This is a genomic window from Streptomyces sp. C36, assembly GCF_040932295.1.
Lineage (GTDB): Bacteria > Actinomycetota > Actinomycetes > Streptomycetales > Streptomycetaceae > Streptomyces > Streptomyces triculaminicus.
Genome location: NZ_JBFQGI010000002.1, coordinates 289,789 through 311,271, shown reverse-complemented (window position 1 = coordinate 311,271; position 21,483 = coordinate 289,789). Strand labels below are relative to the sequence as shown.

Below are 21,483 nucleotides of genomic sequence, written 5' to 3'. Positions count from 1 at the left end.
CGAGCCGGAGACGGCCGTCGCGGTCGCTCTCAGCCGTCGTGACGGTACAGCTTGCGCTTGTCGATGTAGCGCACCACACCGTCGGGCACGAGGTACCAGACGGGCTCGCCCTGCGCCACGCGGGCGCGGCAGTCGGAGGAGGAGATGGCCAGGGCGGGGACCTCGACGAAGGAGACCCGGTCCTCGGGCAGTCCGGGGTTGGCCAGTATGTGGCCCGGTCGGGTGACACCGATGAAGTGCGCGAGCGAGAAAAGCTCCTCGGTGTCCCGCCAGGTGAGGATCTGCGCCAGCGCGTCGGCGCCGGTGATGAAGAACAGATCCGCGTTCTCGTTGAGGACGCTCAGGTCCCGGAGCGTGTCGGTGGTGTACGTCGGGCCGCCGCGGTCGATGTCGATGCGGCTGACCGAGAACTGCGGATTGGACGCGGTGGCGATCACCGTCATCAGATAACGGTCCTCGGCCGGCGACACCAGCTTGTGGCTCTTCTGCCACGGCTGCCCGGTCGGCACGAAGACCACCTCGTCGAGGTGGAACTGCGAGGCCACCTCGCTCGCGGCGACCAGGTGGCCGTGGTGGACCGGATCGAACGTTCCGCCCATCACGCCGAGCCGCCGCTTCACGGGCCCTGTCTGCTCTCCCATGCGTGCAGACCCTACTGGGCGCGGTGACACCCCGGGTCCTCGGGGACCGGCGGGATCAGCGGTCGCGGTTGAAGCGGGTGGTGACCCACAGCAGGAGCAGCAGGATGACCAGCGCGGCGCCACCGGTCATGTAGGGGCTGATGCTCTCGTGGGTGTCCACGTGCTCGCCCTCGGAGGCGAGGCTGACGAGGGCGTTGTGCGCGGAGGCGATGATCACGGCAGGACCTATCCGGGATGGGATCGGGTGGAGACTTCTGCCACATCGTATGCGGGGCGCGTCGGCGGGCTCACGCCGACTCCGCGGAGAGGCGGTCAGTCCTTGTCGCGGTACCCGCGCAGCAGGAACCAGGCCACGAGCACGATGCCCACCACGCCGACGATCAAAACCGTGCGCAGCACCACACCCGGCCCCTGGTCGCCCTTGGAGACGGCGAGGAGCTCGGTGAATCCGGAATGCGCGGTGACGGGGTCGATGACTGCCATGTCCCCACGGTAGCCGTGTCGGTGGTACGGCCTAGTCTGGGGTCCTGAAGCCGGGGGACGGGCCATGATCAAGCCCACTGAGGGGGTCTCCATGACCGACATCAACAGCGGCGACGGCGGCAACGGCGGCGGCGTCGACGGCGAGGGCCGCGAGCAGCCGTGGGGATCCGGCCGCAGGCGCTTCCCTGATCTCTCCTCGCGCGCCTACGAGCACCCCGCCGACCGCTCGGCCCTGGTGGCGCTGCGCCGGCTGAGCGGCTTCGACACGGTCTTCAAGACCCTCAGCGGGCTGCTGCCCGAGCGCAGCCTCCGCCTGCTCTATCTCTCGGACTCGGTGCGGGTGGGCGAACGGCAGTTCCCGCACCTGCACGCGCTGCTGCTGGACGCCTGCGCCGTCCTCGACCTGCCGCGCGTCCCCGCCATGTACGTCGTGCAGGACCCGAAGCCCAACGCGATGTGCATCGGCCTGGACGAGCCGATCATCGTCGTGAGCACGGGCCTGGTGGAGCTGCTGGACGAGGAGGAGATGCGGGCGGTCGTGGGCCACGAGGTGGGCCACGCCCTGTCGGGTCACGCCGTCTACCGCACGGTCCTGCTGTTCCTGACCGGCATGGCGGTCAAGGTCGCCTGGATCCCGCTGGGCAATCTCGCGGTGTCGGCGATCGTGACGGCGCTGCGCGAGTGGTTCCGCAAGTCGGAGCTGTCGGCGGACCGGGCCGGGCTGCTGGTGGGCCAGGACCTGCAGGCGTCCCTGCGCGGGCTGATGAAGCTGGCGGGCGGCAACCACCTCCACGAGATGAACGTGGACGCCTTCCTGGAGCAGGCGGACGAGTACGAGAAGGGCGGCGACCTCCGCGACTCCGTGCTGAAGATCATGAACATGCTGCCGCGCAGCCACCCCTTCACCACGGTGCGGGCGGCGGAGCTGAAGAAGTGGTCGGAGAGCCGCGACCACCAGCGACTGATGGACGGCCACTACCCCCGCCGGTCGGAGGACAAGGACGCCTCGGTGTCCGACTCCTTCCGGGAGTCGGCGAACCACTACGCCGACTCGGTGCGCGCAAGCAAAGACCCGCTGATGGGCCTGGTGCGGGACATCGCGGGCGGGGCGTCGGGGCTGGGTGGCCGGCTGAAGGACACGTTCGGCGGAGGACGGAGCTCCGGCGGCCCCAGGAGCGAGGGCTCCGGGCCTTCGAAGAGCGAGGGGCCCGGGGCGCCCAAGGGCGACGGACCGGACGCGTAGGACCGCTCCGTACGGCCCGATCAGTGCTTCACGGCCCGATCAGTTGCTTCACGTGCTTCACGCCCGCTCAGTGCTTCGGCGGGCTGGGCTGGGCGCCGGGGGCCAGGGTGCCGCAGAGGTCGGCGGTCGTCGTCGGGCCCGTGGCGTACGGGTCCGTGCCCGCCGGGCCCTCGGCCGCGGCCTTCTGGCCGGCCAGCAGCGGGCGGAGGTAGGCCGCGTCGTCGGCCGCGCAGGACTCGGGGCCGGCCTGCAGGGCGCTCTGCAGCACCTGCAGATGGTGTTCCTGCAGGTCGTCCCGGTCGAAGCGGAAGTGCATCGTACGCCGCACGGTGAACAGCGAGGCGTCCGCGGGGTCACCCTTGGCCCCGCGCACGGCGTAGACGAACGTGTGGTCGGAGGTGACCTCCAGCGCCGCCGGGGACGCCTCGACGACCGAGAAGGTGCCGTGCGTACGGACGACGGGGTCGGCGAGGGCCACCTGGGCGGGGTCGAAGCGCACCAGCCAGCCGGTGGCGGCGTGCCGGCCGTCGTCGGCGGGGCGGGCCAGGCTGCGGTCGAACTGGTCCAGCTGCGAGGGGGCGAGCAGCAGGCGGACGCCGCGCTGGGCGCCGCCGGTGAGCACGGCCGGGTCGAGCGCGGACTTGACGGTGTACTCCTTGGCCGTGGCGAGGGCGGTCATCACCAGGCTCTCGGAGAAATTCTGGGTGCGCCGTGCGGCCGGAAGGGTGACGCCCTCGGCGCCGTCGCGGAACTGGGCGGCCGGGCTGTTGGCGAAGAGGTCGTTCGCCAGCGCCGCTCCGGGCACCGGATCGCGTGGCGCCAGGGGCACGAGAGTGATCCGCAGCGGCTCGGCGGACGGCGGCCTGGGCTCCTTGTAGGGGTGCCGCAGGCCCATGTAGACGGCGGTGCCGAAGGCGAGGGCGATCAGCATCACCAGGAGCAGCACCTGCCGGGAGGCACTGACCCGCGCCCAGGCGTGCCGGGTGCGGACGGCGGGCGCGTGGTCGTCCATGCGCTCCCGGGCGGAGAACTCCTGGAGCCGCGCAGCACGCACGAACGATTCGTCGAACACGACGGATCGGTACTCTTCCTCGCCGCCTCCCTGGGGGCCCTCGGGCGTGCCCTCAGGGGGGTCTCCAGGCCCGTTCATATCTCAAGAGTAGGTCTGCGGAGCGCCTGGTAAACGCCCTGGTACGCGACAACTTCCGACGAAATTCCAAGCTGCCCGCAGGAGCGTGACGGCCTTGGCCCAGGCTGTCGCGGCCCGTCACCGAATGACAGAAAGTCATCGGAATCGGCCGAATGTGACCGTCAGTGTTGGGGTGGTACGGCCGAGGCCACCGGCGGCTCGGAGTCGGCGGACACCGACGGCAGGGGCCCCTGACGCTCCCCCACCGGGGCGTCCACACCGGTCCTCGCGGGCGGCGGGGCGGGCTCCTGCCCCTTCCCGGAGGAGGCGCCGCGGTAGACCGCGGTGAAGGCGAGGGCCACCACGCCTATGCCCATGACGACGGCGAGCACCCAGGCCACCGGGCGGTGCCAGCGGGCATGGCCGCGGTAGGGGCCGCGCACGATGCCGTAGCGCCCATAGGGGCCGTAGGCGTCGTCCGGGTCGAGGTCGCGGGCCAGGCCGTGCAGCTCCCCCAGCCGGTCGGCGTGGGGGCCTGCCAGGCCGCCGGCCGGGCCGACCGCGCGGTCGTCGTCGTACGGGTCGTCGTCGGCGGAGCCGCCTCCGGCCCGGGTCCACGCGGCGTCCGCCTCGGCGCGGGCCCGGTCGGCGGCGAGCATCCGCTCGACCGCGGAGGGTTCGTGGATCGCGGCGGACCGCACGAACTCCTCGTCGAAGACCACGGAGGCGAACGCGTCGTCCGCGTCTCCATGGCGGTGGCTGTCGGGCTCCTCGCCGTCCGGGAACGGCCTGCCCCCCACGTCGTCCGGCACCCGTCCAGCGTAGACCCGAACCGGTCAATCCGCGCGGCCGGTACGGGAATTAGGGCTACCGGCCGCGGATGTGCCCGTCGCCCGTGACGATGTACTTCGTCGACGTCAGCTCCGGCAGCCCCATCGGCCCCCGGGCGTGCAGCTTCTGCGTGGAGATCCCGATCTCGGCGCCGAAGCCGAACTGGCCGCCGTCGGTGAAGCGCGTGGAGGCGTTGACCGCGACCGTGGTGGAGTCCACCAGCTGGGTGAAGCGGCGGGCGGCGGCCTGCGACGTGGTGACGATCGCCTCGGTGTGGCCGGAGGTCCACAGCCGGATGTGGCGCACGGCCGCGTCCAGGTCCTCCACCACGGCGGCGGCGATGTCGTACGAGAGGTACTCGGTCTCCCAGTCCTCGGTGGTGGCGGCCACGACCTTGGCGGCGGTGTCCGCGGCCGAGGCCAGCTCGACGACGCGCTCGTCGCCGTGCACGGTCACGCCCGCCTCGGCCAGCGCCGCCAGGGCGCGCGGCAGGAAGCGCTCGGCGATGTCCTGGTGGACCAGCAGGGTCTCGGCGGCGTTGCAGACGCTGACCCGGCTGGCCTTGGAGTTGATCAGGATCTCCACGGCCATGTCGAGGTCGGCCTCGGCGTCGACGTACACATGGCAGTTGCCCGTGCCCGTCTCGATCACCGGGACGATGGACTCCTCGACGACCGTGCGGATCAGCGAGGCGCCGCCGCGCGGGATCAGCACGTCGACCATGCCGCGGGCGCGCATCAGCTCCCGCACGGACTCCCGGCTCTCGCCCGGGACCAGCTGCACGGCGTCCGCCGGCAGCCCGGCCCCGCCGACCGCGTCGCGCAGGACGCGCACCAGGGCGGTGTTCGAGGCGTACGCGGAGGAGGAGCCGCGCAGCAGCACGGCGTTGCCCGACTTCAGGCACAGGGCGGCGGCGTCGACGGTCACGTTGGGCCGGGCCTCGTAGATGATGCCGACGACGCCGAGCGGCACCCGCACCTGGCGAAGGTCGATGCCGTTGGGGAGCGTGGAGCCGCGCACCACCTCGCCGACCGGGTCGGGCAGGGCGGCGACGTCGCGGACGTCCTGGGCGATGGCCCGGATCCGCTCGGGGGTGAGGGTGAGCCGGTCGACGACGCTCTCGCTCGTACCGGCGGCGCGGGCCTTGGCGACGTCCTCGGCGTTGGCGTCGAGGATCTCGCGGGTGCGCACCTCCAGCGCGTCGGCGATGGCCAGCAGCGCCTCGTCCTTCGCCGACCGTGGCAGCGGCGCCAGCTCGGCGGCCGCGGCGCGGGCGCGATACGCGGCGCGCAGGACCGGGGACTGCGGCATGGGGTCGGCGAGGGGGGAGGGGAAAACGCTGCTCATGACCGCAGCCTAACCGTGGGGCAGGCCGCGGCCATCCGGTATTCCACACTCCGGGACGGCCGGTATGACCGGAGCGAGACGGACGGAACGGAAGGCGTGGTCACGGCGGGCCTGCCGGATCCCCCGCGGGACCGGCACGGGTCGGTACGGCTCGGACACGGTTCAGTACGGCTCGGACACGGGTCAGCGGTCGGACGGGACCGGCACGGGTCAGAAGACACGGGTCAGAAGGGATGCACTCCCACCGGGGTGGCCGGCAGTGGGCCGCACCCCTCGGCGATGCGCTGGTGGTAGGTCTCGCGGTCGATGACCTCCAGCCCGACGATCTCCCACGGCGGCAGCCGGGCGGTCGAGCGGTGCTCGCCCCACAGCCGCAGCGCCACGGCCGCGGCGTCGTGCAGATCGCGCGCCTCCTCCCAGTAGCGGATCTCGGCGTGGTCGTTGGCGTAGCGGCTGGTCAGCAGGAAGGGATGGTCGTGGGCGAGCTGTTCCAGCGCCCGCCGGACCTCCCCCAGCGGCGCCTCGGCACCCGAGACGCTGAGGGTGACGTGCCACAGCCGCGCGGCCGCGTCGTGCGCGGCCTCCTCCGCCCGATCCCCCGTGTCGCCTGCCCCGACGCTGGTCAGTGTCCGCCCAGCCGTCCCTCGGGGCAGCGCCCCTGGGCGCCCTCGTCTCACCGGCGGCCTCCTTGCTCGCTGCTCCGCGCGCGTGCGGCGGAGCCGTGGTGCCGAGGGGTCGTGCGTCCATCACGGCCCCATGCATCAAAGTTGACCAGTCCGGGGGCGGCCGCGTGACGGTTTTACGGAAAGGCTCCATGGAAAGGCTGGCCTTACCGAGCTTTTCTCGCCCCTGCGTAACGCTCGTCAGCGATGCGGCACGCCGCCCGGCGGTCGCCGCCGTGGCGCGCCGCCCGTCAGCGACGCCCGTCAGCGGCGCAGCACGACCAGGTCGTCGCGGTGCACGACCTCGCGCTCGTAGCCCGGCCCCAGCTCACGGGCCAGGTCACGGGTGGAGCGGCCCAGCAGCTGGGGGATCTCCGCCGCGTCGTAGGTGACCAGCCCGCGCGCCACGGCCCGCCCCGCGCCGTCCCGCAGCTCCACCGGATCACCCGCGCTGAACTCGCCCTCGACCGAGGCGATGCCCGCAGGCAGCAGCGAGGCGGTCCCCTCGATCACGGCCCGCACCGCCCCGTCGTCCAGGGTCAGGGCGCCGCGCGGGGTGGAGGCGTGCGCCAGCCACAGCAGGCGGTCGGCCGAGCGACGGCCGGTGCGGTGGAAGTACGTGCCGGTGCCGTGCCCGCGCAGGGCGTCCGCGGCCTGGCTGGCGGAGGTCAGCACGACCGGGATGCCGGCCGCGGCCGCGATCCGGGCGGCCTCGACCTTGGTCACCATGCCGCCCGTGCCCACGCCGGCCTTGCCCGCGCTGCCGATCGACACGCCCTCGAGGTCGCCGGGCCCCGCGACCTCGGCGATCCGGGACGTGCCCGGGAGGCTGGGGTCACCGTCGTACAGACCGTCGACGTCCGACAGCAGCACCAGCAGATCGGCGCGCACCAGGTGGGCGACGAGAGCGGCCAGCCGGTCGTTGTCGCCGAAGCGGATCTCGTCCGTGGCGACCGTGTCGTTCTCGTTGACGACCGGCACGGCCCCCATCACCAGCAGCTGGTCCAGGGTCCGGCGGGCGTTGCGGTAGTGCGCCCGGCGGCTGGTGTCGTCCGTGGTCAGCAGCACCTGCCCGACCCGGCGGCCGTAGCGGGCGAACGACGCGGTGTAACGGGCGACCAGCAGCCCCTGACCCACGCTCGCGGCCGCCTGCTGACGGGCCAGGTCGCGCGGGCGGCGGTCCAGGCCCAGTGGCGCGAGGCCGGCCGCGATGGCACCCGAGGAGACCAGCACGATCTCCTTGTCCCCGCCGGCCTTGGCCAGCGTGTCGACCAGCGCGTCAACGCGGTCCGCGTCCAGTCCCCCGCCCGCGGTGGTGAGGGAGGACGACCCCACCTTGACCACGATCCGTCGGGCGGCCACGACCTCGCGCCGGACCTCGTGCAGCTCGCCTGCCCCTGTCAACGTACGTACACCCCTGTGATCGCCATGGCTGTTCACCGCCTGCTCAGGGACGCAAATCTACCGCCTGACGATTGTGGTCGTTCGACCCTATTTTGTGCTGGTTGACATGGGGGAAGATTGCTCCCGGACCGGCGACCGTCATACGGTCGGTGGTCGACCGTTGTCCACCGCGGGCTCCGCGCGCCACGACGGTTCCCCCCTCCATGAATCCCTAGTCCTCCTGCCAGGAGCCCGTCCAGTGCCTTCTGCCGGAACAGCCTCCCGCCGAGCCGTACAGCTCGCGGCGCTGCTCGCGATGCTGGTGTTCTTCGCCACCCAGCTCGTCGGCTCGCTGCTGCCCAATGTGCCGCTCCTCATCACCGCCTCGGCGGCGGGCCTCGCGCTCGATCTCTATCTGCAGCACCGTGACCCCGGTCTCGTCGCCGTACTCGGCAAGATCCGCTTCGACGTCATGGTGCGCCAGCTGCTGCGCGACATGCTGCTGCTGATCGGGCTCGTGCGGCTGCACGGCGACGGCTCGCTGCGCGGCTACGTCCCCGTGGTCACCGGGCTCGTGCTCTTCTACGCCGCCCACCTCGCCTGCCAGGCCGCCGCGATCCTCGTCCGCCGCACCCGCACGCTGCCGTTCCTCACGCGCAACGTCGACACCAGCGGCCTGCACCTGACCGCCGCCCCGCCGCGCCTGCTGGCCCGCCAGCACGGCCGCCGGCTGCTGCGCTTCGCGGTCCCCGCCACGGCCGGCCTGCTGGTCACCGCGGGCACCCACAACGCCCTGTGGGCCGGGATCGGCGTCGGCGCCTCGCTGCTGCTCGCCCTCGGCGGCACGCTCTATCTCGTCGGCTGGCTGCGCCCCAAGAAGCGCATCGCCCGCGAGCAGCAGGCCCTGGAGTGGCTCGACCGCTGGCTGGCCGACTACAAGCCCACCGTCGGCATGTACTTCTCCGGCGGCACCACCTCGGCCTACCAGGCCAACATGTGGCTCTCCACCCTCGCCGAGCTGGACGGCAACCCCGTCATCGTGCTCCGCGAGCGCTTCATGATGCAGAAGATCGAGGCCACCGACGTGCCGATCATCTGCATCCCCAAGGTCGTCCACCTGATGGCCCTGGAGACGTCCTCGCTCAAGATGATGCTGCACCCGGCGAACTCCGGTAAGACCTCGCAGGTCCTGCGGATGCCGTCGATCAAGCACTCCTTCATCAACCACGGCGAGAGCGACAAGCTCTCCAGCTGCAACCCCTACTCCAAGGCGTACGACGAGATCTGGGTCGCCGGCCCCGCCGCCCGCGACCGCTACCAGCTCGCCGACATCGGCGTCGAGGACAAGGACGTCGTCGAGGTCGGCCGCCCGCAGCTGGCGCCGATCACGCCGTACGGCGGCGCGCCCACGGGTACGTACACCACCGTGCTGTACGCCCCCACCTGGGAGGGCTGGGACGGCAACCCCGGCAACACCTCGGTCATCCTGGCCGGCGAGAACATCGTCCGCGCGCTGCTCGCCGACCCGGGCGTGCGCCTGCTGTACAAGCCGCACCCGATGACCGGCTCCGTCGACCCGCGCGCCGGTCGCGCCGACGAGCGCATCCAGGCCCTGATCCGTGAGGCCAACACCCACCGCTCCGGCCCCCGCCCGGGCGCCGAGGCGGCCGCCGAGCTCGCCCGTCGCACGGCCGAGCTGGACGAGCTCACCACCAGCACGTTCCGTGACAGCGCCGACGAGGTCGAGCGGATGCTGCTGCAGGGCACCCCGGAGAAGGGCCGCGCCGCGACCGTCGAGGCCGCCACCGCCGCCTGGGAGGCCGCCTACTGGGCCTCGCTGCCGGAGTGGGAGCACCAGATCATCACGACCGCCCGCCCGGCGCTCTTCAACTGCTTCAACGAGTCGGACCTGCTCATCAGCGACGTCTCCAGCGTCGTCTCCGACTACCTGATCAGCGAGAAGCCGTACGCCGTGGCGAACACCAGCGGCATGTCCGAGGAGGAGTTCCGGGCGAACTTCCCCACGGTCAGCGCCGCGACCATCCTCACGCCCGAGGCCGGCGAGGTGGCGGGCCTGCTGGCCGCCGTCCGCGACCCCGCCCTGGACGGTCTCGCCGAGGCCCGCGCCGAGCTGAAGGTCCAGCTGCTCGGCCCCGCCGACCCGCCGTCGCTGGTCCGCTTCAACGCGGCCGCGCAGGCGCTGTGCGCGAAGGCGGACGAGCGCCGGGTCCGGATGGAGGACCGCGCCTCGGACATCCCCTCGCCGCGTGCCGCCGCCGGCACGGCGGACGAGCCGGTCACCGCCGCGTAGCCCGGCGGGTACGCGCGCCCACGCGCGCGTACCCGCCCGTGCGGACATCGCGCGCGTACCCGCCCGTACGGACATGACGAAGGCCCCCGGGAGGTTCTCCTCCCGGGGGCCTTCGTCATGCCGTCACGGTCCTGCCTCCCGCGTCGTGGCCGCCCCTTCCCGGCGGCGGCCACGCGACCGGGCTCACCCGAACGGGTTGAAGCCCTCGTACTCCTGGGACGCCTCGTCGCGCTCGGCGTCGCGGTCGCGGCGGCGCTGCGCGGCGGGACGCGGCTCCTCGAAGCGGTGGTCCTCGCCGCGGCGGCCGAGCATCTCCGCGCCGGCGGACATCGAGGGCTCCCAGTCGAAGACGACCGCGTCCTCCTCGGAGCCGATGGCGACGCCGTCGCCCGCACGGGCACCGGCCTTCATCAGCTGGTCCTCGACGCCGAGGCGGTTGAGGCGGTCGGCCAGGTAGCCGACGGCCTCGTCGTTGTTGAAGTCGGTCTGGCGCACCCAGCGCTCCGGCTTCTCGCCGCGCACGCGGTAGATGCCGTCCTCCTCCAGGGTGACCGTGAAGCCCGCGTCGTCGACGGCCTTCGGACGGATGACGATGCGGGTCGCCTCCTCCTTCGGCTTGGCCGCGCGCGCCTGGGAGACGATGTCGGCCAGCGCGAAGGAGAGCTCCTTCAGGCCGAGCCGGGAGATGGCCGAGACCTCGAAGATGCGGTAGCCGCGGGACTCGAGCTCGGGGCGGATGATGTCGGCGAGGTCCTGGCCGTCGGGGATGTCGACCTTGTTGAGGACGACGACGCGGGGCCGGTCGTCCAGGCCGCCGTACTCCTTCAGCTCGGCCTCGATGGCGTCGAGGTCGCTCAGCGGGTCGCGCTCGGACTCCAGGGTGGCCGTGTCGAGCACGTGCACCAGCACCGAGCAGCGCTCGACGTGGCGCAGGAACTCGAGGCCCAGGCCCTTGCCCTGGCTGGCGCCGGGGATCAGGCCGGGGACGTCGGCGATGGTGTAGACGGTCGCGCCGGCGGTGACCACGCCCAGGTTGGGCACCAGGGTGGTGAAGGGGTAGTCCGCGATCTTCGGCCTGGCGGCGGAGAGGACCGAGATCAGCGAGGACTTGCCGGCGCTCGGGTAGCCGACCAGCGCCACGTCGGCGACGGTCTTCAGCTCCAGGACGATGTCCTGCGCCTGGCCCGGCTCGCCCAGCAGCGCGAAGCCCGGGGCCTTGCGGCGCGCCGAGGCCAGCGCGGCGTTGCCGAGGCCGCCGCGGCCGCCCTGGGCCGCGACGTAGGTGGTGCCCTCGCCGACCAGGTCGGCCAGGACGTTGCCCTTCCGGTCCAGGATGACCGTGCCGTCCGGCACGGGCAGGACCAGGTCCATGCCGTCCTTGCCGGAACGGTTGCCGCCTTCACCGGGCTTGCCGTTGGTGGCCTTGCGGTGCGGGCTGTGGTGGTACTCCAGAAGCGTGGTGACGGACTGGTCCACGACCAGCGTCACATCACCGCCACGGCCGCCGTTGCCGCCGTCGGGGCCGCCGAGGGGCTTGAACTTCTCACGGTGTACGGAGGCGCAGCCGTGGCCTCCGTTACCCGCGGCGACATGCAGCTCGACGCGGTCCACGAAGGTGGTCATAGCGGTGTGCCTCCAGATACGTACGGGAATGTCTCTGTTGTAACGCGACAAGGGCGGACCTGCTTCCCCGCAGGGAAGCAAGGTCCGCCCTCGCTCATCGCTCTACGGCGCCTGATTCAGATGGAATCAGACGGCCGGAACGATGTTGACGACCTTGCGGCCACGGTGGGTGCCGAACTGCACCGCACCGGCCTGCAGCGCGAACAGGGTGTCGTCGCCGCCGCGACCGACACCGGCGCCCGGGTGGAAGTGGGTGCCGCGCTGGCGGACCAGGATCTCACCGGCGTTGACGACCTGACCGCCGAAGCGCTTCACGCCGAGCCGCTGAGCATTGGAATCGCGACCGTTCCGGGTGGACGATGCGCCCTTCTTGTGTGCCATGTGTTCTCAGTCCCTTACTTCGCAGCCGTCGGGATGCCGGTGATCTTCACCGCGGTGTACTGCTGGCGGTGACCGATGCGCTTGCGGTAACCGGTCTTGTTCTTGTACTTCAGGATGTCGATCTTGGCACCCTTGTGGTGGTCCACGATCTCGGCCTGAACCTTGATGCCCGCCAGGACCCACGGGTCGCTGGTGACGGACTCGCCGTCGACCACGAGCAGCGTGGAGAGCTCGACCGAGTCGCCCACCTTGCCGTCGGAAATCTTGTCAACCTCGACGATGTCGCCGACAGCAACCTTGTGCTGGCGACCACCGCTACGCACAACTGCGTACACGCGGATCTCACTCTCGCTAGTAAACGGGACCTCTGATGCCAGCCGCTCACACGGGCAGGGCCCGTGAATCCAAATGGACGAGCGGCCTCTCCCCGTCGCGGAACAACGCGGACCGGGAGGTGTTTGCTCAGTGGCGTGGCGCCACACAGACGCCGACGGTCAAGGTTACGGGGCCTTGACCAGGGGGTCAAACCGGGGTCCGGGCCCCGTGGCGGGGCCCGGACCACCGGGTACTGCTCAGTCCTCCGAGGAGGCCTCGGCGGCCGCGGTCTTCTTGGCCGCCGCCTTCTTGGTGGTGGCCTTCTTGACGGTCTTGGTGGCCGTCTTCTTGGCCGCCGTCTTCTTGGCGGTGGTGGTCTTCTTCGCCACCGTCTTCTTGGCCGTGGCGGCCTTCTTCGCCGGAGCCTTCTTGGCGGCCGTCTTACGGGCCGTCTTCTTGGCGGGGGCTGCCTCCTCGGCCGCCTCCTCGGACTCCACGACCGGCTCCACGACCGGCGCCTCGGCCGCCACCGGCTCCGCCGCCGGCGCGCTGACCACGACCACGGCCGCGTCCTCCGCGCCCGAGGGCGAACCGGCCGGGGAGGACACCCTGCGGGTCGCCCGGCGGCGCGGACGGGCCGGAGCCGCCGCCTCCGCGGTCACGACCGCCTCGGCCACCGGCTCGGCGACCTCGGGAGCGACCTCGGGCTCGACGACCTCGGGCTCCACCACCGGCGCGGGCGCCGGCTCGGGCTCCACGACGACCGCCGGGGCCTCGACGGGTGCCTCGACGACGACCTCGGGCTCGGCCGCACGCTCCGCCCGCGGCGCACCCGCCGGAGCGGACGCCTTACGGGTCGCCCGGCGACGCGTACGACCGCCGCGCTTGGCGGCCGCCTCGGCCTCGGCCGCGCTGCCGAACCACTCCTCGTCACCGCCGACCGTCGGCACCAGCTCCGCCTCGGCCACCGGCACGGGCTCCAGCTCGGGAGCCTCCTCCACGGCCTCCGGCGCGGCGACGGACTCGGGAGCCTCGGCGGCACCCTTGCCCTTCTTCTTGCCGCGCTTGCCGCCGCCACCGCCGCCGCCCGTGGTCGCGGGCTGGTCCATGTGGACGAGCACGCCACGGCCGTTGCAGTGGACACAGGCCTCGGAGAAGGACTCCAGCAGGCCCTGGCCGACGCGCTTGCGCGTCATCTGGACCAGACCCAGCGAGGTCACCTCGGCGACCTGGTGCTTCGTACGGTCCCGGCCCAGGCACTCCAGCAGACGCCGCAGCACCAGGTCCCGGTTCGACTCCAGCACCATGTCGATGAAGTCGATCACGATGATGCCGCCGAGGTCGCGCAGCCGCAGCTGGCGCACGATCTCCTCGGCCGCCTCCAGGTTGTTCCTGGTGACCGTCTCCTCCAGGTTGCCGCCCTGGCCGGTGAACTTGCCGGTGTTGACGTCGACGACGATCATCGCCTCGGTCCGGTCGATCACCAGAGAGCCGCCGCTGGGCAGCCAGACCTTGCGGTCCAGCGCCTTCATCAGCTGCTCGTCGATCCGGTACGTGGCGAAGACGTCGACGTCCGACGTCCACTTCTGCAGCCGGTCGACCAGGTCGGGCGCCACGTGCGAGACATAGCCGTGGATGGTCTCCCAGGCGCCGTCACCGCTGACGATGACCTTCGAGAAGTCCTCGTTGAAGATGTCGCGCACGACGCGGACGGTCATGTCCGGCTCGCCGTACAGCAGGCTCGGCGAGCTCGTCGAGATCTGCTTCGACTTCTTCTGGATCTCTTCCCACTGCGCCTGCAGCCGCTCCACGTCACGACGCAGCTCGTCCTCGCTGGCGCCCTCGGCGGCGGTACGGACGATCACGCCCGCGTCCTCGGGGACGATCTTCTTGAGGATCTGCTTCAGACGCGCGCGCTCGGTGTCGGGCAGCTTGCGGCTGATGCCGGTCATCGAGCCCTCGGGCACGTAGACCAGGTAGCGGCCCGGCAGGGACACCTGGCTGGTCAGACGGGCGCCCTTGTGGCCGATCGGGTCCTTGGTGACCTGCACCAGCACCGACTGGCCGGACTTCAGCGCGGCCTCGATGCGACGCGGGCCGTTGCCCATGCCGAGCGCCTCGAAGTTGACCTCGCCCGCGTACAGCACGGCGTTGCGGCCCTTGCCGATGTCGACGAAGGCGGCCTCCATCGACGGCAGGACGTTCTGGACCTTGCCCAGGTAGACGTTGCCGACGTAGCTGGTGGCCTGCTCCTTGTTGACGAAGTGCTCCACGAGGATGTTGTCCTCGAGCACGCCGATCTGGGTGCGGTCACCGTTCTGACGGACCACCATCACCCGCTCGACGGCCTCACGGCGGGCCAGGAACTCGGCCTCGGTGATGATCGGCACCCGGCGACGGCCCTGCTCACGCCCCTCACGGCGGCGCTGCTTCTTCGCCTCCATACGGGTCGAGCCCTTGATGGACTGGACCTCGTCGAAGCCCGTGCCGCCCTCCATCCGGGCGGCGCGCTCACGCGGCTCCCGGACCTTGACGACCGTACGCTCCGGCTCGTCCGTACCCGGCTCGGTCTCCAGCGCCTCGCCACTGCGGCGACGGCGACGGCGACGACGGCGGCTGCCCGCGGACGCGGAACCGGCGGCCTCCTCGGCCTCCGGCTCCTCCTCCTCGGCCTCGAGCTCCTCGGCGGCCTCCTCGGCCTCCGCCTCCTCCTCGCCGGCCTCCAGCTCGGCCTCGGCGGCCTCACCACGGCGACGACGGCGGCCACCACGACGACGACGGCGCGACGGGCGCTCGCCCTGCTCCTCGTCCTCGAACGCGGCGCCCTCGGGCTCCTCGGCGGCCTCCGGCTCCTCCTCGACCTCGGCGGGGACCTCGGCCGGGACCTCGGCCTGGACCGGGGCGGCCTCGGCGGCCTCGCCACGGCGACGGCGGCGGCGACGGCCACCGGCGGCGGGCGCCGCCTCCACGGCGGGCTCCTCCGGCTCCTCGCGCTCCTCCCGCACCTCGGCGGCGGCGGCCGCGGCGGCGGCAGCGGTCTCGGGCGTCTGGAACATCGGCTCGGTGAACACCGGGGCCTGGAACACGGCGGTCGGCGGGCGCACGGCACGACGACGCGAGCGCGCCGGGGCCTCGGCGGCAGCCGGCTCGGCGGCGGCCTCCGGGGCGGCGGCCTCGGCGGCGGCACGGCGGCGCGTACGACGGGCACGCGGCTCGGCGACCGGCTCCGCGGCCTCCTCGACGGGGGCCTCGGCGGCCGCCTCGGCGGCGGGCTTCTCACCGACGGTGGAACCCGCCGGACGGGTGGCGCGGCGACGGCCACGGGCCGGCTTGGCCGGCGCCGGGGCGGCCTCCTCGACCGGAACGATCGCGGGGGCGGTCTCGGCCATGTCGGCGACCGCCGCCGTCTCCTCGGCCACGAGCGACGCGGCGGCCAGCGGCTCACCGGTCGGGGCGCTCACGGCACGGGTGGCACGACGACGCGTACGGGCCGGCTTGGCGGCCGGAACCTCGGGCGCGGCCTCGGCCTCGACCTCGGCCTCCTCCTCGGCCTCGACGACCGGCTCCACGACGCTCTCGGCGGCCTGCGGCGGACCCGCCGGGGCGGTGGCCTTGCGGGTGGCGCGACGACGCGTACGAGCGGGCTTCTCCTCCACCGGAGCGGCCTCGACGACCTCGACCTGCTCGGCGGCGGCCTCGACGACCGGCTCCGGAGCGGCCTCGGCGGCCTGCGGAGCACCGGCGGGCGCGGACGCCCTACGGGTGGCGCGACGACGCGGACGTGCCGGGGTCTCCGCCGCGGCGGCGGCCGGGGCCTCCTCCGCGGCGACCTCGACGGCCTCGGGAGCGGCCTCGGCGACCGGCTCCGCGGCCTGCGGGGCACCGGCGGGCGCGGTGGCCTTGCGGGTGGCACGGCGACGCGTACGGGCGGGCTTCTCCTCCGCCGGAGCGGCGGCCTCGACGGCCTCGGCAGCCTCGACGGTCGGCTCCGGAGCGGCCTCGGCGGCCTGCGGAGCACCGGCGGGCGCGGTGGCCTTACGGGTGGCCCGGCGACGCGGACGTGCCGGGGTCTCCGCCGCGGCCGGAGCCTCGGCGGCGGCCTCGGGCGCCACGGCCGTCTCAGCGACGGCAGCGGCGGCGGGCGCGGCGGCCTTACGAGTGGCCCGGCGGCGCGGCCGCGCGGGGGTCTCCGGGGCCTCGGCCTCGGCGGCCGGCCCGGAGGCGGTGTCGGCGGCGGCCGTCACGGCCGCCTCGCCGACCGGCGGACCCGCCGGACGGGACGCCACACGGCGGCGGCGTCGCGGAGGCAGCGTGTCGCTGGGGCTCTCGTCGGCGTTGTTGCCGGGGACGCTCTGCGCGGCCCCGGGCTCGGTGGGCTCAATGGATTCGAGCATGCGGGCGGTTCTCCCGTCACGCTCCCGGGCGCCGCGTCGTGTTCCGACCCGCCGGTCCGCGTAATGAGCGCGGTACCGCCGTCCGGGGCGCGGTCGCCGCACGGGAGCTGTCGTCTCGCTCGCCGGGTCCGAGTGTCACGGCACCGGCGAAAAGTCTCCTGGTCAGTGCGCCTGCCGGACCGGGTGGCTCCCTGGTGGCGCGGCGGCGCGTCGACGGCCGTCCTTACGCGGAACCTTCCGACACCTGCTGCGCGGCACTCGGCCCGGCGGCCGTGGTAGAAGCGGCCGGGGCGGCGTCGCGGTCGGGCGCGAGCGGATCGGTCACCGTGCCGGTCTCATCGTCGAGCAGCCCCTGCGCCAGCCTGGTCACCGCAGCGGGGACCGGCGGCGCCAGGTCGGCCGTGACGCGGAGACCGGACAGGACGTCGTCGGGTCGAACGGCAGGTGTCAAATGCCGAACAACCAGCCGCAGTATCGCACAGGCACCGTCGCCGGGCCTATCGGCCGGAGCCGCGAGCGCCTCGAGTCGGGTCACCGCGCCACGCGCGTCGAAGGTCCGCAACCCGTTTTTCGTCCGGCGCTGGACCTCGACCGTCTCCGCCGCCATGAACGCCGCGACGGCCTTCTCGGCGTCCTCCGGCTCGACGCCCTCCAGCCGCAGCTCCCACACGGAGGCCTGCAGCCGGTCGGCGAAGGAGGAGGTGTGCGCCTCGACGGCGTCGATGATGTCCAGACCGTCCGGCAGCGACTCGTCGAGGAGCGTGCGCAGAACGGCGGGGTCGCGCACCGCGGCGAGCTGGATCTCCAGGTACTCGGCCTCACTGCCCGTGCCGGTGGGTGCGGCATTGGCGTAGGAAACCTTGGGGTGCGGGGTGAAGCCCGCCGAGTACGCCATGGGCACCTCGGCACGCCGCAGCGCCCGCTCGAAGGCACGCTGGAAATCGCGGTGGCTGGTGAACCGGAGGCGGCCGCGCTTGGTGTAACGCAGACGAATGCGCTGCACCGCGGGTGCGGGCGGCGGGCCTTCGGGCTGTCGCTTGCCCAGTTTGTCTCAGTCCTTCGTGAGTGCGGTCGTTCTGCTACCTAGCGTACGTGCAGTGAGGGCCCCGCCAACCCGGCGGGACCCTCACCTGAGCACACGTGCTACTTGACGACCGACAGCGGCAGCAGTTTCTTGCCGGTCGGGCCGATCTGGATCGAGGTGTCCATCTGAGGACACACGCCACAGTCGAAGCACGGCGTCCAGCGGCAGTCCTCGACCTCGGTCTCGTCGAGCGCGTCCTGCCAGTCCTCCCAGAGCCAGTCCTTGTCCAGACCGGAGTCCAGGTGGTCCCAGGGCAGGACCTCCTCGTACGTGCGCTCGCGCGTCGTGTACCAGGCGACGTCCACGCCCTGCTCGGGCAGCGTCTGCTCGGCGCACTTCATCCAGCGGTCGTAGCTGAAGTGCTCGCGCCAGCCGTCGAAACGGCCGCCGTCCTCGTAGACCGCCCGGATGACCGCGCCCACGCGGCGGTCGCCGCGCGAGAGCAGGCCCTCGATGATGCCGGGCTTGCCGTCGTGGTAGCGGAAGCCGATCGAACGCCCGTACTTCTTGTCGCCGCGGATCTTGTCGCGCAGCTTCTCCAGGCGGGCGTCGGTCTCCTCGGCGGAGAGCTGCGGCGCCCACTGGAAGGGGGTGTGCGGCTTGGGCACGAAGCCGCCGATGGAGACGGTGCAGCGGATGTCGTTGGACTTCGACACCTCACGGCCCTTGGCGATCACGTTGACCGCCATGTCGCCGATCTGCAGCACGTCCTCGTCGGTCTCGGTCGGCAGGCCGCACATGAAGTACAGCTTCACCTGGCGCCAGCCGTTGCCGTAGGCCGTGGAGACGGTCCGGATGAGGTCCTCTTCCGAGACCATCTTGTTGATGACCTTGCGCATGCGCTCGGAGCCGCCCTCGGGGGCGAACGTCAGACCGGAACGGCGGCCGTTACGGGTCAGCTCGTTCGCGAGATCGACGTTGAACGCGTCGACACGGGTCGAGGGCAGGGACAGACCGATCTTGTCCTCTTCGTACCGGTCGGCCAGGCCCTTGGCGATGTCACCGATCTCGGTGTGGTCCGCGGAGGACAGCGACAGCAGGCCGACCTCCTCGAAGCCGGTGGCCTTCAGACCCTTGTCCACCATCTCGCCGATGCCGGTGATGCTTCGCTCCCGCACGGGGCGCGTGATCATGCCGGCCTGGCAGAAACGGCAACCGCGCGTGCAACCGCGGAAGATCTCCACCGACATCCGCTCATGAACGGTCTCCGCGAGCGGGACCAGCGGCTGCTTCGGGTAGGGCCACTCGTCAAGGTCCATGACGGTGTGCTTGGACACGCGCCACGGCACGCCGGAGCGGTTGGGCACGACACGGCCGATCCGGCCGTCGGGCAGGTACTCGACGTCGTAGAAGCGCGGGACGTACACCCCACCCGTCCGGGCAAGGCGCAGCAGCACCTCGTCACGACCGCCGGGACGGCCCTCGGCCTTCCACGCCCGGATGATCTCGGTCATCTCCAGGACGGCCTGCTCGCCGTCGCCGATCACCGCGCAGTCGATGAAGTCGGCGACGGGCTCGGGGTTGAACGCCGCGTGACCACCGGCCAGGACGATCGGGTCGTCGATGGTGCGGTCCTTGGACTCCATCGGGATGCCGGCGAGGTCCAGGGCCGTGAGCATGTTGGTGTAGCCCAGCTCGGTGGAGAAGCTCAGGCCGAAGACGTCGAACGCGCCGACGGGCCGGTGGCTGTCCACGGTGAACTGCGGCACCTTGTGCTCACGCATGAGCTCCTCGAGGTCCGGCCACACGCTGTACGTGCGCTCGGCGAGGACGCCCTCGCGCTCGTTGAGGACCTCGTACAGGATCATGACGCCCTGGTTGGGCAGCCCGACCTCATAGGCGTCCGGGTACATCAGGCACCAGCGGACATCGCACGAGTCCCACTCTTTGACAGTGGAGTTGAGCTCTCCACCGACGTACTGGATGGGCTTCTGGACATGCGGGAGAAGCGCTTCCAGGCGGGGGAAGATCGACTCGACAGGCATCTCGGCGAACTTTCGTGAGCTGGCAAGGGACGACTCTCAAGCGTAACGTGCCGCGAATCGTCCCTCGTACGCGATCTTGCCTACCCCCACAGGCCCGGGAAATGGCCTCTCACGCCTCCAGCCCCTTCCGCCACCGCGCGTCCGACGCCTTCGCCCACAGGGCCGGGAACTCCCGTTCGTAGCGTTCCGCGCACTGTTCCTCGCGGCCGTGGAGCACCCCGAAGGTGAACGCGGACTCCCCCGCCGCCTCCGCGTCGGCGGCGATGGCGCGCAGGGCGTCGCGGGCCATGACGCTGTCCTGGTGCTCGCCCAGCAGCGACTGGACCGCCTTCATCCGCTTGGCGAAGCGCTTGGCGTCCTTGCCCAGCGCGGGCGTGGCCGCCTCCGCGCCGTACCGGGCGCGCTTGGCCGCCTTGCGGGCGTCGTGCAGGGCGACGTCCCGGTCGTGGCCGGCTTCGGTGCTCAGGGCGTGCTCGACGCGGCCGGCGAGGCGCGCGTAGTCGGAGAGCACGGCCTTGGCCAGGACCTGGCGGGCCGGGTGGTCGGCGGCGGGGCGCAGGGGCGGGTCGGCGAGGAGGGCGGTGAGGGTGTCGAGGAGGCGCAGATAGCGCTTGCCGTCGAGGACGGCGGTCAGGTGGCGGCGGGAGCCGGTGCGGCCGTCGCCGGACCAGGTGCGCAGCCGGGCGTGGACGGGGCCGTGCACGAGGTCGGGCGACACCTCGTCGAGGCGCTCGTTCAGTCGTTCGGCGAGGACTTCGCGGTCGCGGTCGACGCCGAGTTCGGCGGCCAGCCACTTGAGCTCCTCGCCGACGGGGTCGGTGACGCGGCGGTCGAGGACCTTGCGGTACGTACGGAAGGCGCTGCGCAGCCGGCGGGTGGCGACGCGCATCTGGTGGACGGCGTCCTCGGTGCCGCGGCGGGCGCCGGGGTCGAGTGCGGCGACGGCTTCGGCCTGTTCGCGGAGGAAGGCGAGGACGTGGTCGCCGGCGCCGGCCTTCCGGGAGGGCCTCCTGGGGGCGGGCGCGGGGGCGCCCGCGCCCGTCTCCTTCAGTGCCCGGGCGAGTTTGCTCGGTGCCTTGGAGGGGCGCAGGCCGGCCGCGCGCAGGTGGGGTTCGAGGGCGTCGAGGAGGGCGGGGTCGCCGTCGGGGGCGAGTTCGACCTCGAACTCGGTCCAGGAGGCGGTGCCTCCGGCGCCGGTGATCAGGGTGGCCGTGACGTCGTCGGTGCTGGCCTCGGCGAGCAGCGTGCCGTGGTCGTCGAGCAGGTGCCGCACCTCGCGGCGGGAGACGATGCGGATCAGCGGTGTCAGGGGGGCGCCGCGGGTGCGGGAGCGGACGAGGGCGGCGAGTGTGCGGGGGACGCCGTTGGAGAGGGGGGCGCGGACTTCGTCCCGCACCCCGGGGGCGACCGGCAGTTTGACGTGCCAGCCGGCGTCGGTTCCGCCGGTGCGGCGGCGGAGGGTGATGCCGGCCGCGGCGAGGCGGTGGTCGGCGGTGTCGTAGTAGACGGCGTCGAGTTCGGCCGTGCCCCGGTCGGTGACGCTCGCGACGGGCGCGGCCGCGCTCAGGTCGGGGAGCGGGGGCGTGCCGCCGGCGCCGGCTCTGGCTTCGTACTTCCGCTCGATCTCCCTCACGGTGTCCGCCATGAAGCCGAATCTAGTGCGCGGAGGGC

The 21,483-nt window shown here is 72.4% G+C and carries 17 protein-coding genes; 2 read left to right on the top strand and 15 right to left on the bottom strand.

The genetic code is table 11. The features are described 5' to 3' along the window. Positions 1–29: 29 nt before the first annotated feature. The 3 genes from nadD to AB4K12_RS06890 form a co-directional block, all read right to left on the bottom strand. Positions 30–641 (bottom strand): nicotinate-nucleotide adenylyltransferase, encoded by a 612-nt coding sequence (nadD, locus tag AB4K12_RS06900; protein ID WP_086568940.1) that lies wholly within the window; start codon positions 639–641, stop codon positions 30–32. A gap of 55 nt (positions 642–696) precedes the next feature. Then, positions 697–858 (bottom strand): hypothetical protein, encoded by a 162-nt coding sequence (locus tag AB4K12_RS06895; RefSeq protein WP_190065195.1) that lies wholly within the window; start codon positions 856–858, stop codon positions 697–699. Between the two features lie 95 nt (positions 859–953). Continuing rightward, positions 954–1,124, bottom strand: a complete 171-nt coding sequence (locus AB4K12_RS06890) for a hypothetical protein (protein ID WP_179198851.1) — start codon at positions 1,122–1,124, stop codon at positions 954–956. A gap of 91 nt (positions 1,125–1,215) precedes the next feature. Here AB4K12_RS06890 and AB4K12_RS06885 point away from each other — a divergent pair, with 91 nt between their 5' ends. Then, the gene (locus AB4K12_RS06885; RefSeq protein WP_368433826.1) at positions 1,216–2,367 is read left to right on the top strand and encodes a M48 family metallopeptidase; all 1,152 of its coding nucleotides are present in this window, start codon (positions 1,216–1,218) and stop codon (positions 2,365–2,367) included. Between the two features lie 67 nt (positions 2,368–2,434). On the opposite strand, the gene AB4K12_RS06880 is transcribed toward AB4K12_RS06885, so the two are convergent. The 5 genes from AB4K12_RS06880 to proB form a co-directional block, all read right to left on the bottom strand. Then, on the bottom strand, positions 2,435–3,517 hold the full coding sequence (locus AB4K12_RS06880) for a hypothetical protein (RefSeq protein WP_368433366.1): 1,083 nt from the start codon (positions 3,515–3,517) through the stop codon (positions 2,435–2,437). A gap of 161 nt (positions 3,518–3,678) precedes the next feature. Then, positions 3,679–4,308 carry a hypothetical protein gene (locus tag AB4K12_RS06875; protein ID WP_368433365.1) on the bottom strand — a complete coding sequence of 210 codons (630 nt, stop codon included), beginning with the start codon at positions 4,306–4,308 and terminating at the stop codon, positions 3,679–3,681. Between the two features lie 55 nt (positions 4,309–4,363). Then, positions 4,364–5,674 (bottom strand): glutamate-5-semialdehyde dehydrogenase, encoded by a 1,311-nt coding sequence (locus AB4K12_RS06870; RefSeq protein WP_368433364.1) that lies wholly within the window; start codon positions 5,672–5,674, stop codon positions 4,364–4,366. Between the two features lie 224 nt (positions 5,675–5,898). Next, on the bottom strand, positions 5,899–6,351 hold the full coding sequence (locus tag AB4K12_RS06865; RefSeq protein WP_368433363.1) for a hypothetical protein: 453 nt from the start codon (positions 6,349–6,351) through the stop codon (positions 5,899–5,901). Between the two features lie 249 nt (positions 6,352–6,600). Further along, a complete protein-coding gene (gene proB / locus AB4K12_RS06860; RefSeq protein WP_368433362.1) occupies positions 6,601–7,740 on the bottom strand; it encodes a glutamate 5-kinase in 1,140 nt (379 codons plus the stop codon). A gap of 238 nt (positions 7,741–7,978) precedes the next feature. Here proB and AB4K12_RS06855 point away from each other — a divergent pair, with 238 nt between their 5' ends. Then, positions 7,979–10,030, top strand: a complete 2,052-nt coding sequence (locus AB4K12_RS06855; protein WP_368433361.1) for a hypothetical protein — start codon at positions 7,979–7,981, stop codon at positions 10,028–10,030. A gap of 183 nt (positions 10,031–10,213) precedes the next feature. Here AB4K12_RS06855 and obgE read toward each other — a convergent pair whose 3' ends face one another. The 7 genes from obgE to AB4K12_RS06820 all read right to left on the bottom strand — a co-directional run bounded on the left by obgE (position 10,214) and on the right by AB4K12_RS06820 (position 21,457). Beyond that, the gene (obgE, locus tag AB4K12_RS06850) at positions 10,214–11,653 is read right to left on the bottom strand and encodes a GTPase ObgE (protein WP_368433360.1); all 1,440 of its coding nucleotides are present in this window, start codon (positions 11,651–11,653) and stop codon (positions 10,214–10,216) included. A 126-nt stretch (positions 11,654–11,779) separates the two neighbouring features. Next, positions 11,780–12,034: a 50S ribosomal protein L27 gene (rpmA, locus tag AB4K12_RS06845; protein ID WP_071963337.1), complete on the bottom strand. Its 255-nt coding sequence runs from the start codon at positions 12,032–12,034 to the stop codon at positions 11,780–11,782. A gap of 14 nt (positions 12,035–12,048) precedes the next feature. Beyond that, entirely contained in the window at positions 12,049–12,369 is a 321-nt protein-coding gene (rplU, locus tag AB4K12_RS06840; RefSeq protein ID WP_086568924.1) for a 50S ribosomal protein L21, read from the bottom strand. 237 nt (positions 12,370–12,606) lie between these two features. Continuing rightward, a complete protein-coding gene (locus AB4K12_RS06835; RefSeq protein ID WP_368433359.1) occupies positions 12,607–16,743 on the bottom strand; it encodes an Rne/Rng family ribonuclease in 4,137 nt (1,378 codons plus the stop codon). 223 nt (positions 16,744–16,966) lie between these two features. Next, a complete protein-coding gene (locus AB4K12_RS06830) occupies positions 16,967–17,746 on the bottom strand; it encodes a TIGR03936 family radical SAM-associated protein (RefSeq protein WP_368433358.1) in 780 nt (259 codons plus the stop codon). Positions 17,747–17,886: 140 nt separating this feature from the next. Beyond that, positions 17,887–19,812 carry a TIGR03960 family B12-binding radical SAM protein gene (locus AB4K12_RS06825; RefSeq protein ID WP_368433357.1) on the bottom strand — a complete coding sequence of 642 codons (1,926 nt, stop codon included), beginning with the start codon at positions 19,810–19,812 and terminating at the stop codon, positions 17,887–17,889. Between the two features lie 109 nt (positions 19,813–19,921). Continuing rightward, positions 19,922–21,457 (bottom strand): CHAD domain-containing protein, encoded by a 1,536-nt coding sequence (locus tag AB4K12_RS06820; RefSeq protein WP_368433356.1) that lies wholly within the window; start codon positions 21,455–21,457, stop codon positions 19,922–19,924. Between the last annotated feature and the right edge of the window lie 26 nt (positions 21,458–21,483).